Origin of the sequence: Pseudomonas sp. BIC9C (genome assembly GCF_034541995.1) — a bacterium.
Classification (GTDB): Bacteria; Pseudomonadota; Gammaproteobacteria; order Pseudomonadales; family Pseudomonadaceae; genus Aquipseudomonas; species Aquipseudomonas fluorescens_CC.
This window is the reverse complement of the sequence record NZ_JAWDGM010000006.1, coordinates 344,443-360,873: the sequence shown is the minus strand read 5'-3', so window position 1 is coordinate 360,873 and position 16,431 is coordinate 344,443. Positions and strand designations below refer to the sequence as shown.

14 protein-coding genes are annotated in these 16,431 nt (G+C 59.9%); 10 read left to right on the top strand and 4 right to left on the bottom strand.

Annotated elements, in window-relative coordinates:
* The first annotated feature begins 81 nt into the window (after positions 1-81).
* The gene (locus RS887_RS25290; protein ID WP_007995826.1) at positions 82-327 is read left to right on the top strand and encodes a GlsB/YeaQ/YmgE family stress response membrane protein; all 246 of its coding nucleotides are present in this window, start codon (positions 82-84) and stop codon (positions 325-327) included.
* Positions 328-414: 87 nt separating this feature from the next.
* Positions 415-951 (top strand): DUF3299 domain-containing protein, encoded by a 537-nt coding sequence (locus tag RS887_RS25285; RefSeq protein ID WP_322617519.1) that lies wholly within the window; start codon positions 415-417, stop codon positions 949-951.
* A gap of 137 nt (positions 952-1,088) precedes the next feature.
* Here the strand turns inward: RS887_RS25285 and RS887_RS25280 are convergent, their stop codons facing one another.
* Both RS887_RS25280 and RS887_RS25275 read right to left on the bottom strand, forming a co-directional pair.
* Entirely contained in the window at positions 1,089-1,988 is a 900-nt protein-coding gene (locus RS887_RS25280) for a D-hexose-6-phosphate mutarotase (protein ID WP_322617518.1), read from the bottom strand.
* A gap of 68 nt (positions 1,989-2,056) precedes the next feature.
* A complete protein-coding gene (locus tag RS887_RS25275; RefSeq protein ID WP_007942704.1) occupies positions 2,057-2,461 on the bottom strand; it encodes an acyl-CoA thioesterase in 405 nt (134 codons plus the stop codon).
* Between the two features lie 364 nt (positions 2,462-2,825).
* Between RS887_RS25275 and RS887_RS25270 the strand changes: the two genes are divergently transcribed.
* The 8 genes from RS887_RS25270 to RS887_RS25235 all read left to right on the top strand — a co-directional run bounded on the left by RS887_RS25270 (position 2,826) and on the right by RS887_RS25235 (position 13,557).
* A complete protein-coding gene (locus RS887_RS25270; RefSeq protein WP_322617517.1) occupies positions 2,826-4,124 on the top strand; it encodes an MFS transporter in 1,299 nt (432 codons plus the stop codon).
* A gap of 235 nt (positions 4,125-4,359) precedes the next feature.
* A complete protein-coding gene (locus tag RS887_RS25265) occupies positions 4,360-5,361 on the top strand; it encodes a phosphate ABC transporter substrate-binding protein PstS family protein (RefSeq protein ID WP_322617516.1) in 1,002 nt (333 codons plus the stop codon).
* Between the two features lie 411 nt (positions 5,362-5,772).
* Positions 5,773-7,806: an ABC transporter permease subunit gene (locus tag RS887_RS25260; RefSeq protein ID WP_322617615.1), complete on the top strand. Its 2,034-nt coding sequence runs from the start codon at positions 5,773-5,775 to the stop codon at positions 7,804-7,806.
* Between the two features lie 15 nt (positions 7,807-7,821).
* A complete protein-coding gene (gene pstA / locus RS887_RS25255) occupies positions 7,822-9,492 on the top strand; it encodes a phosphate ABC transporter permease PstA (protein ID WP_322617515.1) in 1,671 nt (556 codons plus the stop codon).
* Positions 9,493-9,662: 170 nt separating this feature from the next.
* Entirely contained in the window at positions 9,663-10,496 is an 834-nt protein-coding gene (gene pstB / locus RS887_RS25250) for a phosphate ABC transporter ATP-binding protein PstB (protein ID WP_322617514.1), read from the top strand.
* A 113-nt stretch (positions 10,497-10,609) separates the two neighbouring features.
* Positions 10,610-11,371 (top strand): phosphate signaling complex protein PhoU, encoded by a 762-nt coding sequence (phoU, locus tag RS887_RS25245; RefSeq protein WP_046038908.1) that lies wholly within the window; start codon positions 10,610-10,612, stop codon positions 11,369-11,371.
* A gap of 168 nt (positions 11,372-11,539) precedes the next feature.
* Positions 11,540-12,454, top strand: a complete 915-nt coding sequence (locus RS887_RS25240) for a response regulator (protein ID WP_322617513.1) — start codon at positions 11,540-11,542, stop codon at positions 12,452-12,454.
* Positions 12,455-12,660: 206 nt separating this feature from the next.
* Positions 12,661-13,557, top strand: coding sequence for a M23 family metallopeptidase (locus tag RS887_RS25235; RefSeq protein WP_322617512.1), 897 nt, complete (start codon positions 12,661-12,663; stop codon positions 13,555-13,557).
* 60 nt (positions 13,558-13,617) lie between these two features.
* Here RS887_RS25235 and RS887_RS25230 read toward each other — a convergent pair whose 3' ends face one another.
* Together RS887_RS25230 and phoR are read right to left on the bottom strand one after the other, a co-directional pair.
* Complete coding sequence (locus tag RS887_RS25230) at positions 13,618-14,958, bottom strand: hemolysin family protein (protein ID WP_008018288.1); 1,341 nt, start codon at positions 14,956-14,958, stop codon at positions 13,618-13,620.
* Positions 14,959-15,069: 111 nt separating this feature from the next.
* Positions 15,070-16,356 (bottom strand): phosphate regulon sensor histidine kinase PhoR, encoded by a 1,287-nt coding sequence (gene phoR / locus RS887_RS25225; RefSeq protein WP_322617614.1) that lies wholly within the window; start codon positions 16,354-16,356, stop codon positions 15,070-15,072.
* Positions 16,357-16,431 lie beyond the last annotated feature (75 nt).

The window sequence follows — 16,431 nt, the reverse complement described above, 5'->3', positions numbered from 1 at the left end:
CAGGTTGCGCCGTTCTCTCATGGCAGGTTACGAAAGTCTGACTAGGCTTTTGAATAGCTACTTCATTGAGAGGGGAATGCCATGGGAATTATCGGAACCATCTTTATCGGCTTGATCGTCGGCCTGCTGGCACGGTTCCTGAAACCGGGCGATGACAGCATGGGCTGGATCATGACGATCCTGCTCGGTATCGGCGGTTCGCTGGCGGCCACTTACGGCGGTCAGGCCCTGGGCATCTATCAGGCTGGCCAAGGTGCAGGCTTCATCGGTGCATTGGTGGGCGCCATTGTGTTGCTGGTGATCTACGGACTGGTCAAAAAGAACTGATCCAGGCGACAAAGCCCTCTCTGCCAAACCGGCCGGGAGGGCTAGAATGCTCGGCGTTTCCTGTTCTTCCCTTTACCGAGCACCTTCATGCGCCGTCTTTTTTTGACTCTTGTTTTACTGGGTTCGGGCCTTGCCCATGCCGGCGAACTGCCGGAAACCGACTGGCTCGAATTGATGCCCAAGTCGGACCAGAAGGCTCTCGAGGCCATGCCTGAAATCGACCACAACTCCCCTGAAGCCAATGGCACTTTCACCGACAAGGGTGGAATGAAACAGGCCAAAGGCTTGCCGGCAGTGATGTACTCGACCAAGACCGTTGCGTCGATGAACGACAAGAACATCCGCATCGGCGGTTATCCAGTGCCACTGGAGTCCGACGCCAAGGGCCACAGTACGTTGTTCTTCCTGGTGCCGTACCCGGGCGCCTGCATCCACGTGCCACCACCGCCGCCCAACCAACTGGTGCTGGTGCGCTATCCGAAGGGTCTGAAGCTGAACGACATCTACACGCCGCTGTGGGTGACCGGCACGCTGAAAATCGAAAAGGTCAGCAATGACCTGGCCGATGCAGCGTATGCGCTGGATGCGCAGACGGTGCGAGTGGTGAAAGAGTCGGATTTGTAACTCGCCGCCAGATGGCTTGGCACAAAAACCTGTGGGAGCGAGCCTGCTCGCGATGCGGTCTGACAGCCAACGATGATATTGGATGTAATGACCTCATCGCGAGCAGGCTCGCTCCCACATTTGTTTTGTAGTGTTGCTTAGAGCGGTTTGCTACCGACGCTCACGCCCAGCGTATGGCTGGCACCCGGTGCCAGGTTCACCACATCGCCCATCACGTTCGCCGTCTCGATGCACAGCATGCGCTGCCAGCCGTCGTCGGCCATGTCGCTGAACGCAGCGGCGCGGTCGATCCATGGGTTCCAGATCACCGCCGTGCGCGATCCGCTGCTGGTCAGTACGATGCGTCGCTCCCAGGCCGGATCGACGATGCTCAACTGTGGTGGAGCGTCGAGGTAGATGCGGTCGGTCTCGCCGGTAAAACGCAGGTCACCGGTCTGGGTGACGGTTTTCCAGTTGTCCAGGGTTTCGATGTAGTTGAGGCCGTCCACGCCTTCGACATGCACTTCGCGCACATCGCTGACGGCAAAATAACTGTGCAGCGCCTGGCTGATGCTGACAGCATCGGCACCCCGGTTGTGGCTGGTCAGATGGATGTGCAATTGCTCGTCGAGGCGAATGCTCAGCGTCAAATCCACCTGGTGCGGCCAGCCGGGAAAGCCGCCTTCGGGGTAGGGCAGGAGGAATTCGACCTTCAGGCTATCGCCTTCGGCTTCGATGCCGCCCAGTTCCCAATCCATTGCTCGCACGAAGCCGTGAGCCGTCGGTGCTTCCTTGCTGACGCGCATCGCCTGAACGCTTTGCGGATTGCGTTCAAAGACGCCGAACCACGGCCAGCACACCGGCACGCCGGCACGGATGCTCTTGCCGGTCTTGAACACGGCCTCGTCGTTGAGCCAGATCAGCGGCGGTTGGCCAGCCAATTGATAGCTGAGGATGTGCGCGCCTTGCTGGGCCACCAGTAATTCGGCCTGACCGTGGCGGATGCGCCAGCAGTTCAGTTCATCCAGCTTTACGGCTTCAACATTGGGCGTGTTCATGGGACAGCTCTCGATCAGTAACGTGGACGACTATCGACCGCAAAATGGCTACCAGGTTTAGAAGCTCTTTATCGAGCCCTGGGCGGAACCGAACGGGTGCGGCCGCTGCCGTCGATGGCAACGAACACAAACACCGCTTCCGTTACTTTACGCCACTCGCTGGACAGTGGATCGTCGCTCCAGACCTCGACCATCATCTTGATCGAGCTGCGGCCGATTTCCAGGGCCTGGGTATAGAAGGAAAGCTGAGCGCCCACCGCCACTGGAACCAGAAACGCCATGCGGTCGATCGCAACGGTGGCAACGCGCCCGCCGGCGACCTTGCTGGCCATCGCGGTGCCTGCCAAATCCATCTGCGCCACCAGCCAGCCGCCGAAAATATCGCCAAAGCCGTTGGTTTCGCGAGGGAGCGCGGTGATTTGCAGGGCCAGGTCGCCTTGCGGGATCGGATCTTCTTGTTCGAGCTCTATCATGCCGGGGGTGCCTCTGACCCGTGACTCTTCGTTGGTATTGCTGGTGGTAGCCGTCTTCGGGAAAAACGATTCACCACCGAACATACTACGTTCGTCACGTTTTCCATAAGGCGCCTAAAGGGAAACTCTGCGAAATCGCCTATGAACCTGACAGGCGTTTTCGCACAGCAACCCCTCAAAAACCGGAGCAAGGCTGCGAGTATATCGGTCGGTAGACTCCGCGACGACCGTCCGGTTCTCATTTTGACCGTCAAAAACGCACCTCTATGTGCTTTTTCGAACAATTTGCTATCGTGCCGGACCTGCCCAAACCTCCGCCAGCGTTGTTGAGGTTGCAGATCCGACTATAAGAGAAGCCCTTGCCATGACCACAGCGCCCTCGAGCATCGCGCAGCCAGACCAACCCGCACGTCCGCTGACCCGTAGCGACTACAAGACTCTTTCGCTGTCTGCCCTGGGCGGTGCACTGGAGTTCTACGACTTCATCATCTTCGTGTTCTTTGCCACGGTGGTGGGCAAGCTGTTCTTCCCGGCGGACATGCCTGAGTGGCTACGCCTGATGCAGACCTTCGGCATCTTCGCCGCCGGCTACCTGGCACGACCGCTGGGCGGCATCGTGATGGCGCACTTCGGCGACCTGCTTGGTCGCAAGAAAATGTTCACTCTGAGCATTTTCATGATGGCCGTGCCGACGCTGATCATGGGCTTGTTGCCGACCTATGCGCAGATCGGCCTGTGGGCACCCATCCTGTTGCTGTTGATGCGGGTGATCCAGGGCGCCGCCATTGGCGGTGAAGTGCCGGGGGCGTGGGTCTTCGTTTCCGAACACGTTCCGCAACGGCATATCGGCTACGCCTGTGGCACCCTGACCAGCGGTCTGACGGCGGGCATTTTGCTCGGCTCGCTGGTTGCCACGGCGATCAACAGCCTCTATACCCCGGTGGAAGTGTCGGATTACGCCTGGCGGATCCCGTTCCTGCTTGGCGGCGTGTTCGGTCTGTTCGCGGTTTACCTGCGTCGCTGGTTGCACGAAACCCCGGTGTTCGCCGAACTGCAACAACGCAAGGCCCTGGCCGAAGAGGTGCCGCTGCGGGCAGTGCTGCGTGACCATCGTGGTGCCATCGCCATTTCGATGCTGCTGACCTGGCTGCTGTCTGCCGCCATCGTTGTGCTGATCCTGATGACCCCGACCGTGTTGCAGACGGTCTATCACTTCTCGCCAACCACGTCCCTGCAGGCGAACAGCGTGGCGATCGTGTTCCTGAGTCTTAGTTGCATCATTGCCGGCGCACTGGCCGATCGCTTCGGTGCAGGGCGGGTCTTCGTGTTCGGTAGTGCGGCGCTGCTGGCCAGCTCGTGGACCTTCTATCACAGCCTGGCCGACCATCCTGACTGGCTGTTCCCGATGTACGCCCTGACCGGTCTGCTGGTCGGCACCATCGGCGCGGTGCCCTATGTGATGGTCAAGGCGTTCCCGCCGGTGGTGCGCTTCAGTGGTTTGTCGTTCTCCTACAACGTGGCCTACGCGATCTTCGGCGGCCTGACGCCAATGATCGTCAGCCTGTTGCTCAAGGAAAGTGCGATGGGGCCAGCTTATTACGTCGCGATCCTGTGTGGGGTCGGGATTGTGGTAGGTGCATATCTCTGGAAGAAGGGCCGTTGATCGAGTCCTGAGTCGATCGTACTGACGCTTTCGCGAGCAAGCCCGCTCCCACATTCGACCGCAATCGAGCTTGAGTGTGGGAGCGGGCTTGCTCGCGATGAAGGCGACGTGAAACTTCCTGTAGCAAGCGAATAATGGCCTTTCATCCAATTGTCATATTTCAGCCATAGAGTGTTCACACGGCCTGCTGATACTTGGCCCCGACTTAACACACCCTATCTGCTAGGAGTAAGGCATGAAACTGAAGCGTTTGATGGCGGCAATGACTTTTGTCGCTGCTGGCGTTGCGACTGCCAACGCGGTTGCCGCTGTTGACCCTGCTATCCCGAGCTACACCAAGACCACTGGTGTGTCGGGCAACCTGTCCAGCGTTGGTTCCGATACCCTGGCCAACCTCATGACCCTCTGGGCCGAGAACTACAAAAAAGAATACCCGAACGTAAACATCCAGATTCAGGCCGCTGGCTCCGCCACTGCGCCACCTGCGCTGACTGAAGGCACCGCCAACCTGGGCCCGATGAGCCGCAAGATGAAGGACACCGAACTGGCTGCCTTCGAGCAGAAGTACGGCTACAAGCCAACCGCCATCCCGGTTGCCGTGGACGCCCTGGCGATCTTCGTTCACAAAGATAACCCGATCCAGCACCTGACCATGGAACAAGTCGACGCTGTCTTCTCGTCCACTCGTCTGTGCGGCGCTAAAACCGAAGTCAAGACCTGGGGCGATCTGGGCGTGACCGGCGACCTGGCCAACAAGCCGGTTCAACTGTTCGGTCGTAACTCGGTATCCGGCACCTACGGCTACTTCAAGGAAGAAGCCCTGTGCAAAGGCGACTACAAGCCTAACGTGAACGAGCAACCAGGTTCGGCTTCGGTCGTTCAGTCGATCAGCTCCTCGCTGAACGGCATCGGTTACTCGGGTATCGGTTACAAAACCGCTAGCGTGAAAACTGTAGCCCTGGCCAAGAAAGGCACCACCGAGTTCATCGAAGACAGCGAAGAAAACGCCCTGAACGGCAAGTACCCGCTGTCCCGCTTCCTGTACGTATACGTGAACAAGGCCCCGAACAAGCCTCTGGCTCCGCTGGAAGCCGAGTTCGTGAAGCTGGTTCTGTCGAAACAGGGCCAGGAAGTTGTAGTGAAAGACGGTTACATCCCACTGCCGGCCAAAGTAGCTGCCAAAGCTCTGGCTGACCTGGGTCTGGCGGAAGGCGGCGCTGAAGTCGCAAAAAAGTAACAAATTGAGTCCAGGGTGAACCCCTCGGACTCACATGGGGGCGGCAGGAGCCGCCCCCATACACTTCAAATCCTATATCCACTGCTGGCTACCGCTAGCGGCGGATTTGTCGCGTCACTGTGCTGTCATCTTTCTGTCATACAGGATCGCTAGGGTGTGCGAATGAATGATCTGGCCAATTCCAACATGACTACTAATCCCCCCAAGCGAATTGACTTCAATACGCCTGAGCTACAACGCAAGCGCCGCATGCGCGCGCTCAAAGATCGCCTGACCCGCTGGTACGTCCTCGTTGGCGGCCTCGCTGTACTGGGTGCGATCACCTTGATCTTCTTCTTCCTTGCCTACGTCGTTGCGCCCCTGTTCCAGGGTGCCAGCCTGACCGCCAACGACGCCATCACGCCAGCCTGGATGCAAGACGCCGGCAAGCCTTTGATGATCTCCCTTGAAGAGCAGAACCAGGTTGCCATGCGGGTTTCCGACAAGGGCCAGGCATTGTTCTTCGACATCGACAGTGGCGCTGAACTCAAGCGCGTCGATCTGCCGATTCCGGCCGGTACCACCGTGACCTCCATCGGCGAAGACCAGCCAGGTCACCCGCTGGTTGTCGTGGGTCTGTCCAACGGTCAGGCACTGGTGTTCCGTCACACCTATAAAGTCAGCTACCCGGAAGGCAAGAAAACCATCTCGCCAGCGGTCGAATACCCATACGGCGAAACACCAATCGCAGTGAACGAAGCGGGCGGTGCGCTGGAGCACGTCAGCCTCAACGCCAACGATTCGACCCTGATGCTGGTTGGCGCCACCGGTTCGCAACTCAATGTTCTGTCGCTGACCAGCGAAGAGAACATGATGACCGGCGAAGTCACCAACGAGCAGAAGCGCATCGACCTGCCGCAGATGAACGAGCCGGTGAAGAACATCTTCGTCGACCCGCGCCAGCAGTGGCTGTACGTGATCAACGGGCGTGCCCAGGCCGACGTGTTCAGCCTGCGCGACAAGAGCCTCAATGGTCGCTACAAACTGCTTGAAGACGGTGAAGCGCAAGTCACCGCCAGCACCCAGCTTGTGGGCGGTATCTCACTGATCGTCGGTGACTCCAAGGGTGGCCTGGCCCAGTGGTTCATGGCCCGCGATCCGGATGGCGAACAGCGCCTGAAGCAGATCCGCACCTTCCAGATGGGCACCACGCCTATCGTTGAAATCACCGCCGAAGAACGACGCAAAGGCTTCGTTGCCCTCGACGCTTCCGGCAAGCTTGGCGTGTTCCACAGCACTGCCCACCGCACCTTGCTGGTGGAGCCGGTTGCAGAAGGTCAGGGCATTTTCGGACTGTCGCCACGGGCCAACCGCGTGATCGTGGAAGCTGGCGGCAAGTTGCAGCCGCTGCTGCTCGACAACCCGCACCCGGAAGTGTCGTGGAGCGCGCTGTGGAGCAAGGTCTGGTACGAGAACTACGACGAGCCTAAATACGTCTGGCAATCGACCGCCGCCAACACCGACTTCGAACCCAAGCTGAGCCTGTCGCCGCTGACCTTCGGTACCCTGAAAGCCGCGTTCTACGCCATGCTGCTGGCCGCTCCACTGGCCGTTGCCGCTGCGATCTACACCGCGTATTTCATGGCCCCTGGCATGCGCCGCAAGGTCAAGCCGGTGATCGAATTGATGGAAGCGATGCCGACGGTGATCCTCGGCTTCTTCGCCGGTCTGTTCCTCGCGCCTTATGTGGAAGGGCATTTGCCGGGCATCTTCAGCCTGCTGATGCTGCTGCCGATCGGCATCCTGGTTGCAGGTTTCACCTTCAGCCGCCTGCCCGAGTCGATCCGCCTGAAAGTCCCGGACGGCTGGGAAAGTGCGCTGCTGATTCCGGTGATCCTGTTTGTGGGCTGGTTCTCGCTGTACATGAGCCCGTTCATGGAGAACTGGTTCTTCGGTGGCGACATGCGCATGTGGATCTCCCACGACCTGGGCATCACCTACGACCAGCGCAACGCCCTGGTGGTCGGTCTGGCCATGGGCTTCGCGGTTATCCCGAACATCTATTCCATCGCCGAAGACGCCGTGTTCAGCGTGCCCCGTGGCCTGACCCTCGGTTCCCTGGCCCTCGGTGCCACACCGTGGCAGACCATGACCCGCGTGGTGATCCTCACCGCCAGTCCGGGCATCTTCTCGGCGCTGATGATCGGCATGGGCCGTGCGGTCGGTGAAACCATGATCGTGCTGATGGCCACCGGTAACACCCCGGTCATGGAAATGAACCTGTTCGAAGGCCTGCGCACCCTGGCCGCCAACGTCGCAGTGGAAATGCCGGAATCGGAAGTCGGCGGCAGCCACTACCGCGTGCTGTTCCTCTCGGCGCTGGTGCTGCTGTTGTTCACCTTCGTCATGAACACCCTCGCAGAACTGATCCGTCAGCGTCTGCGCAAGAAATACTCGTCGCTTTAAGAAAGGTAGAAGTCTGTGAAACAGAACTCCCTGAATGGATGGTTCAAGAGCGGCGCCCCCGGCGTCTGGATCAGCGGTGGCGCGGTGTCCATCGCGGTCATCATGACCATTGGCCTGCTGGCAGTGATTGCCGTGCGCGGCCTGGGTCACTTCTGGCCGGCAGATCTGATCCACGCCAACTATGACGTACCGGGCCAGGGCCAGCATCTGGTCATCGGTGAAGTGGTGCAGAAGGAAGAAGTACCCCGTGCCCGTCTGAAGAGCGCCGGCTTGCCGGTGCCTGACGAAGGCCCGGAGTTCATGACCCGCGAGCTGATCAAGGTCGGCAACCGTGACCTGAACGGCAACGACTTCACCTGGACCGTCGGCGAGTGGCTGACCAACCAGACGACACCGCCGGAGTTGATGGCGATCGAGCGTCGTGAGTGGGGCAACTTCTACGGTTACCTGGTCAACGTCAAACAGGATGGCAAAGTCATCGCTGAAGGCGAAGCCGCATGGCCTGAGTTGCAGGCCCGTGTCGACCGTGTAAACAAGCTGGCTGCACAGCTCAAGAACCTGGAAAAAACCGACATCGGCGCGATCAACGCCGGTCTCGAGCGCATCCGCTTGCACGGTCGCAAGCTTGAGTTGGAAGGCAAACTCGACGCCACTGCACAAGCGGACATGGAGTCCGAGCGCGCCGAACTCAATGCTCGCTATCAGGATGTCGAAGCGCGTCTGAGCGACCTGCATGCGCAGTTCAACCGCGACAGCCTGACTGCCCGCGATGCGAACGGTAAGGAAGTTGAAATCGGCATCGGCAAAGTGGTTCACGCCTATCAGCCGAACGCCATGAGCACGACCACCAAGATCGGTTTCTACTTCAGCAAGGTCTGGGAGTTCCTGAGCGACGACCCGCGTGAAGCGAACACCGAAGGCGGGATCTTCCCGGCCATCTTCGGCACCGTGATGATGACCCTGATCATGGCGATGATTGTGACCCCGTTCGGCGTGCTGGCGGCGGTATACCTGCGCGAATACGCCAAGCAGAACACGCTGACCCGGGTGATCCGTATCGCGGTGAACAACCTGGCAGGTGTACCGGCCATCGTTTACGGCGTGTTCGGTCTGGGCTTCTTCGTCTACGTGCTGGGCGGCTCGCTCGACCGCCTGTTCTTCCCGGAAGCCTTGCCAGCGCCGACCTTCGGCACACCGGGTCTGCTCTGGGCTTCGCTGACCCTGGCGCTGCTGGCGGTGCCGGTGGTGATCGTGGCCACCGAAGAAGGTCTGGCGCGGATTCCTCGCACCGTACGTGAAGGCTCGTTGGCCCTCGGCGCGACCAAGGCAGAAACCTTGTGGAAGATCGTGCTGCCGATGGCCAGCCCGGCGATGATGACCGGCATGATCCTCGCCGTGGCTCGCGCTGCGGGTGAAGTGGCGCCACTGATGCTGGTGGGTGTGGTGAAACTGGCGCCGTCGCTGCCGGTGGACGGTAACTACCCGTACCTGCACCTGGACCAGAAGATCATGCACCTGGGCTTCCACATCTATGACGTCGGCTTCCAGAGCCCGAACGTCGAAGCCGCGCGGCCGCTGGTGTACGCCACGGCGCTGCTGCTGGTGCTGGTGATCGCCACGTTGAACCTGTCGGCCGTTTATATCCGTAACCACCTGCGCGAGAAGTACAAGGCGCTGGATAGCTAAGAGGTCGGCGCGGACCTTGTGGGAGCGGGCTTGCTCGCGAAGCTTTTGGCGGCCCCGATGGCCCCTTCGCGGGCAAGCCCGCTCCCACAGTAGAACGCGTCCAGCCAGACTTTACCGGGCACGCCGCCAAGCGGCGTTCGAACCGAATTTGTTAGCACAGGGAGCCTCCCATGCAGCACGAAACACATACCCACGGCATCAACATGTCGGCCCTGGGTCGCGACAAACAGAGCCTGAATCTCGAGCAGGAAACCGTGGCCATCGAAGTGCCGGGCCTGAGCCTGTTCTACGGCGAAAAACAAGCGCTGTACGACGTCAGCATGAACATCCCGAAACAGCGCGTGACCGCCTTCATCGGTCCGTCCGGCTGTGGCAAGTCGACGCTACTGCGTACCTTCAACCGCATGAACGACCTGGTTGACGGCTGCCGTGTCGATGGCGCGATCAACCTGTACGGCAGCAACATCTACCGCAAGGGCGAAGACGTGGCCGAGCTGCGTCGTCGCGTCGGCATGGTGTTCCAGAAGCCGAACCCGTTTCCGAAAACCATTTACGAAAACGTGGTTTACGGCCTGCGCATCCAGGGCATCAACAAGAAACGCGTCCTTGACGAAGCTGTTGAGTGGGCGTTGAAAGGCGCGGCGCTGTGGGATGAGGTCAAGGACCGTCTGCACGAGTCGGCACTGGGCCTGTCCGGTGGTCAGCAGCAACGTCTGGTGATCGCTCGCACCATCGCCGTTGAGCCGGAAGTGCTGCTGCTCGATGAACCGTGCTCGGCACTCGACCCGATCTCCACGCTGAAAGTCGAAGAGCTGATCTACGAACTGAAATCCAAGTTCACCATCGTGATCGTGACCCACAACATGCAACAGGCGGCGCGGGTTTCCGACTACACCGCGTTCATGTACATGGGCAAACTGGTGGAATTCGGCGACACCGATACCCTGTTCACCAACCCGGCGAAGAAGCAGACCGAAGACTACATCACCGGTCGGTACGGCTAGCCGTACAGCCGCAAGCGTGAAGCTTCAAGCGGCAAACAAGAGCGGTTCGGGTACGACACACATCAGCTTGCAGCTTGTAGCTTGCAGCTCACAGCTTTTGCGGAGCAGACAACATGATTTCTAAGGAAGGCCTTACACATCACATCTCCCAGCAGTTCAACGCCGAGCTTGAGGAAGTGCGCAGCCACCTCCTGGCCATGGGCGGGCTGGTCGAGAAGCAGGTCAACGACGCGGTGACCGCGCTGATCGAGGCCGACTCCGGCCTGGCCCAGCAGGTGCGCGAGATCGATGACCAGATCAACCAGATGGAACGCAACATCGACGAGGAATGCCTGCGCATTCTGGCCCGTCGTCAGCCAGCGGCGTCCGACCTGCGCCTGATCATCAGCATTTCCAAATCGGTGATCGACCTGGAGCGCATCGGTGACGAAGCGACCAAGATCGCCCGTCGCGCCATCCAGCTGTGTGAAGAAGGCGAAGCGCCGCGCGGTTACGTCGAAGTGCGCCACATCGGTGACCAGGTGCGCAACATGGTCCGCGACGCACTGGACGCCTTTGCCCGTTTCGACGCCGAACTGGCCTTGTCGGTGGCGCAGTACGACAAGATCATCGACCGCGAATACAAGACCGCCCTGCGTGAACTGGCGACCTACATGATGGAAGATCCGCGTTCTATCTCGCGGGTTCTGAGCATTATCTGGGTGCTGCGTTCACTGGAGCGTATCGGTGACCACGCGCGCAATATCTCGGAGCTGGTGATCTACCTGGTACGCGGCACCGACGTGCGGCACCTGGGCCTCAAGCGCATGAAGGAAGAAGTTGAAGGAACCAGTGGCGAATCCGCTAATGTTCCGGGCAAAACTGACGATAAGTAAGGTTGCCCAAGTAAAGCGCCCGGCCTGTTGGCCGGGCGTTTTTGTTTGCGGTACACGAATTCGAAAAGCAGCACCCGCGAACGAAAAGTCCGGCGTGACTGAAGGTTTTTTGGCAAAGTGCCATCAGCAAAGCGGTATGCTGGCCGGGATTTTTTAAAGGGGTGGTGGATGAGTAAGGTCAGTGTGTTGGTCGTGGACGACGCGTCGTTCATTCGTGACCTGGTGAAAAAGTGCCTGCGCAATTATTTTCCGGGCATGCGGATCGAAGACGCGATCAACGGCAGAAAGGCCCAGGCCATGCTGGCCAAGGAAGCATTCGACCTGGTCCTGTGCGACTGGGAAATGCCGGAAATGTCCGGCTTGGAACTGCTGACCTGGTGCCGCGAGCAAGACAACCTCAAAGCCATGCCCTTCGTGATGGTGACCAGTCGAGGCGACAAGGAGAACGTCGTCCAGGCGATCCAGGCCGGGGTATCCGGTTACGTCAGCAAGCCGTTCACCAACGAGCAACTGATCACCAAGGTCAAGCAGGCGCTGCACAAGGTCGGCAAACTCGATGCCTTGATCAACGTAGCCGCGACCAAAACCAGCCCTGCGTTCGCTAACGACTCCCTCGCCGCCTTGACCGGTGGCAAGGCACCGGTCGCTACGCCAACAGCCGCGCCGGCACCAGCGCCAGCACCAGCCAAAGGCTTGCTCAACAATCCGCCGGTCAAGGCGCCGGCGGCCTCTTCGGCACCCACCAGTGGCCGTGGCCAGGGCCAACTGCGTTTGCCGAACGGCATCGCGCAATGCGTGATCAAGGCCTTGAGCCTCAAGGAAGCCCTGTTGGTGGTCAAGCGCACCGAGAGTCTGCCGCAGATCCTCGACAGCGCCGTGCTGGACCTGGAGCAGGGCGACAATGCCGAAATTGCCCGCCTCAACGGCTACCTGCATGCCGTCGTGGCCCACGAACCGAAGCCAGACAGCGACTGGCTCCAACTGACCTTCCGCTTTGTCGATCAGGATGCGCAGAAGCTCGATTACATCTCCCGCCTGATTGCGCGTGGTACGGCGCAGAAGCACTTCATTCCTGGCGCTTGATACAACGTCGCCTGACAGTCCGCCTTCGCGAGCAAGCCCGCTCCCACAGGTTCTAACTGGACCTGTGGGAGCGGGCTTGCTCGCGAAGGGGCCGTCACTGTTACCGTACATCTGCTGAACACCCATTCTGAAACATCTGTCGACTATCCGGGTCCATTGCAGCTGCTAGGCTCATTCCCAAATCCCCTTCAACAGAATCCTTGCCCATGTTCACGCGCCTGCTGTTTTTATGTGGCCTGTTCATGGTCGCCACCTCGGCCGTGGCCATGACCATCTACAAGTCCAAGGACGCCTATGGCGTGGTTTCCTACAGCGACCGCCCCAGCAAAGGTGCCCACGTGTTCGTTTTTCGCGATGGCATGGTCGAGCACCTCGAGCGTCAGGTGCGTCTCGTCATCATGAAAAAGAACGGTGTGCACAGTGTGTACGTGCGCAATGACCTGTATGCGCCGGTAGAGGTCGAATTGAGTTTTGCCGGGGTGAAGAACGCCAACGGTGTGCCGGGCGGGACGATTCGGCGGGTGATACCGCTACGCAGCAGCGTTCGCCTGGCGCAGCTCACGGCGACCAAAGGTGGAAAGCCCCTCGCGTACATCCCGAAGTTCAAATACTCCCTGGGCGACCCATCAGGGCCCACAGTGGGCTATCGGTACCCGTTGCCCTGGCGTGGTGGGCCGTTCCGGATCAGTCAGGGGGCCAATGGGCCCTACAGCCACTTTGGGCCCAAGAGTCGTTACGCCATAGACATTGCGATGCCCGAAGGCACGCCGATCATTGCAGCTCGAGACGGCGTGGTGGTGAAAACCGAAAATCGCCAGAGCGGCCGCGGCACCGATGCATCCGGCAATTTCGTGCGGGTGCTGCACGATGACGGGACCATGGGTGTTTACCTGCACCTGAAGAAAGGTTCGGTCTGCGTTCGGGAAGGTCAGCGGGTAAAGGTGGGCAGTGCATTGGCATTGTCCGGCAACACCGGCAACAGTACCGGGCCGCATTTGCATTTCGTGGTGCAGCGCAATACCGGGCTGGGGCTGGTGTCGATTCCGTACCAGTTCAACCAGCCGGTCAGTGCGCTGCCCAACTTTGCATTGGGCAAGCAGTGATTGCGGCCTAGAGGGTGCAAGAGGCTTTTGTGGCGAGGGAGCTCGCCGCCACAATGACAATCAATCCAGCATCAACACCTTGGCCAGAACGATCTTCGGCCCTTTCATCTTCTTGATGATGATCCTCAAGCCTTCGACTTCCAGCACTTCTTCCTCTTCCGGAACGCGCTTCAGGCTCTCATAGACCAGCCCGGCAAGGGTTTCGGCTTCGACATGGTCGAGGTCGATGCCCAGCAGTCTTTCGACCTTGAACAGCGGCGTATCGCCCCGCACCAGCAGCTTGCCTGGCTGATAGGCGAGGATCCCGCGTTCGGCCTTGCGGTGTTCGTCCTGGATGTCGCCCACCAGCACTTCCAGCACGTCTTCCATGGTCAGGTAACCGATGATGTTGCCGTCGGCCTCTTCGACCACGGCGAAGTGCGAACCGCCCTTGCGGAACTGCTCAAGCAACTGCGACAGCGGCATGTGCCGCGATACGCGCTCCAGCGGGCGAGTCAGTTCGGCCAGGTTGAACGACTCGGGAATGTGGTCCAGCGCCGCCAGTTCCAGCAGCAGGTCCTTGATGTGCAGCAGGCCGACGAACTCCTGGCGTTCGCTGTCGTACACCGGATAGCGGCTGAATTTGTGGCGACGGAACAACGCCAGGATTTCCTTGAGCGGTGCGTTGAACTCAAGGGTGACCAGGTCTTCCCGGGAGTTGGCCCAGTCGACCACTTCCAGTTCGCCCATTTCCACCGCCGAGGCCAGTACGCGCATGCCTTGGTCGCTCGGGTCCTGGCCGCGGCTGGAGTGCAGGATCAGTTTCAGTTCTTCACGGCTGTAGTGGTGCTCGTGGTGCGGGCCGGGTTCACCTTGCCCGGCAATGCGCAGGATCTGGTTGGCGCTGGCGTTGAGCAGGTAGATGGCCGGGTACATGGCCCAATAGAACAGGTACAGCGGCACGGCGGTCCACAGCGACAGCAACTCGGGTTTGCGGATCGCCCAGGATTTCGGGGCCAGTTCGCCGACCACGATGTGCAGGTACGAAATGATGAAGAACGCCGTGAAGAACGAAACCGCCTTGACCACTTCAGCGGAATCTACGCCCACGGCACTCAGTACAGGCGCCAGAAGGTGCGCGAACGCCGGTTCACCGACCCAGCCCAGGCCGAGAGAGGCGAGGGTGATACCCAATTGGCACGCCGACAGGTAAGCATCGAGCTGACTGTGCACGGTGCGCAGGATGTGCCCGCGCCAGCCGTGCTGTTCGGCGATGGCTTCGACCCGGGTCGAGCGCAGCTTGACCATGGCAAATTCTGCCGCAACGAAAAATCCGTTGAGCAAAACCAGGATCAGAGCAAAAAGAATCATGCCGAAGTCGGCGAAAATTGTAGCGAGGGTCAAGCCAGGGGAAGGGTCCATGATGGAGTTTTGCGGGTTCCGTGTATTCGAAAGGGAAGTGGAAATCGCGCCTGAAAAGGCAGGCACAAGTCAGCCAATGTAGCGGCTGACTGAGTGATTGCCTAGTGGGTATCAGTCGGCGGTGCTGATAACCCGTGTTTTGGTGACCTGGGCCGGGGCAAAGTGGCAGGTAAAAGTACTGCCGTGGCCTGGTACGCTGCTGATTTCCATTCGGGCCCGATGTCGCAACAAAACGTGTTTGACGATCGCCAGCCCGAGGCCGGTGCCCCCGGTGTTGGAGTTGCGGCTGGAGTCGACGCGATAGAAGCGCTCAGTCAGGCGCGGCAGGTGTTTGGCATCGATGCCGATCCCGGAATCCTGCACGCTCAGGTGCGCGCCCTGGTCATCGCCCCACCAGCGAATGCGGATGTTGCCTTCGGCCGGGGTGTATTTCACCGCGTTGAACACCAGGTTGGAAAACGCGCTGCGTAACTCCGCCTCGCTGCCCTTGAGCAGAATCGTCGGGTCGGCCTCCAGGGTGATTTTCTGGTTTTTCTGGCCCGACAGCTGCTGCGCGTCGCTCTTGATCGATTGCAGCAGGCCGTCGATCGGCACCGGCTGGTTGTCCGACGGGTAATCGGTCGCTTCCAGCTTGGCCAGCAGCAACAGGTCGTTGAGCAAAGTCTGCATGCGTCCGCCTTGTTGCTGCATCTGCTGCAAGGCACGGCCCCAGCGCGGGTTTACCTCGTCGACGTTATCGAGCAAGGTTTCCAGGTAGCCGCAGATCACCGTCAACGGTGTGCGCAGTTCATGGGAAACGTTGGCGATGAAATCTTTGCGCATCTGTTCCAGCTGATGGATGCGCGTCACATCGCGCACCAGCATCAAGTGCTCGTTGTTGCCGTAACGGGTGATGTACAGCTGGATGCGTACACGGTCGTTGGTCGGCGAAGGGATTTCCAGCGGCTCGGAGTAACTCTCTTGCTCGAAGTATTCCTTGAAGCGCGGATGACGCACCAGGTTGGTCACCGGTTGGCCGCTGTCCTGTGGCGTCTTGAGGCCCAACAGGGTTTCGGCGGCGCGGTTCCACCATTCCAGATTGCCGTCGGTGTCGAGCATGATCACCGCGTCTTTCAGCGCTGCGGTGGATTCCTGAACCCGGTCGATCACTGCTTGCAGGCGCCCGCGTACCCGTTGGTCGCGACGCTGCAGGTGGTAGATGCTGTCGAACACCTCGCCCCACAGGCCGTAGCCGTCGGGTGGTGCTTCATCGGGTTTGTGCAGGCGCAGCCACTCGTGCAATCGCAGCAATTGCTTGAGGGTCCAGGCCAGGTAAAGACCCAGGCCTGCAGCAAGGCTCCAGCCGTAATAGCCGGTGATCAGGCCGATCACCAGGCAGGCGGTGACCAGCAGCAGCATGTGGCGAATCAGGGTGCCATGCCAGTTTTGGTTCACTTGACGCGCGTCCTTGTCAGCTTGTCGGGCGGTAAAGGT

What these genes read in the sequence shown, in the direction of transcription:
- RS887_RS25290 (WP_007995826.1), top strand. Translation starts at nt 82, where the DNA reads ATGGGAATTATCGGAACCATCTTTATCGGCTTGATCGTCGGCCTGCTG.
- RS887_RS25285 (WP_322617519.1), top strand. Translation starts at nt 415, where the DNA reads ATGCGCCGTCTTTTTTTGACTCTTGTTTTACTGGGTTCGGGCCTTGCC.
- RS887_RS25280 (WP_322617518.1), bottom strand. Translation starts at nt 1,988, where the DNA reads ATGAACACGCCCAATGTTGAAGCCGTAAAGCTGGATGAACTGAACTGC.
- RS887_RS25275 (WP_007942704.1), bottom strand. Translation starts at nt 2,461, where the DNA reads ATGATAGAGCTCGAACAAGAAGATCCGATCCCGCAAGGCGACCTGGCC.
- RS887_RS25270 (WP_322617517.1), top strand. Translation starts at nt 2,826, where the DNA reads ATGACCACAGCGCCCTCGAGCATCGCGCAGCCAGACCAACCCGCACGT.
- RS887_RS25265 (WP_322617516.1), top strand. Translation starts at nt 4,360, where the DNA reads ATGAAACTGAAGCGTTTGATGGCGGCAATGACTTTTGTCGCTGCTGGC.
- RS887_RS25260 (WP_322617615.1), top strand. Translation starts at nt 5,773, where the DNA reads ATGCAAGACGCCGGCAAGCCTTTGATGATCTCCCTTGAAGAGCAGAAC.
- pstB (WP_322617514.1), top strand. Translation starts at nt 9,663, where the DNA reads ATGCAGCACGAAACACATACCCACGGCATCAACATGTCGGCCCTGGGT.
- phoU (WP_046038908.1), top strand. Translation starts at nt 10,610, where the DNA reads ATGATTTCTAAGGAAGGCCTTACACATCACATCTCCCAGCAGTTCAAC.
- RS887_RS25240 (WP_322617513.1), top strand. Translation starts at nt 11,540, where the DNA reads ATGAGTAAGGTCAGTGTGTTGGTCGTGGACGACGCGTCGTTCATTCGT.
- RS887_RS25235 (WP_322617512.1), top strand. Translation starts at nt 12,661, where the DNA reads ATGTTCACGCGCCTGCTGTTTTTATGTGGCCTGTTCATGGTCGCCACC.
- RS887_RS25230 (WP_008018288.1), bottom strand. Translation starts at nt 14,958, where the DNA reads ATGGACCCTTCCCCTGGCTTGACCCTCGCTACAATTTTCGCCGACTTC.
- phoR (WP_322617614.1), bottom strand. Translation starts at nt 16,356, where the DNA reads ATGCTGCTGCTGGTCACCGCCTGCCTGGTGATCGGCCTGATCACCGGC.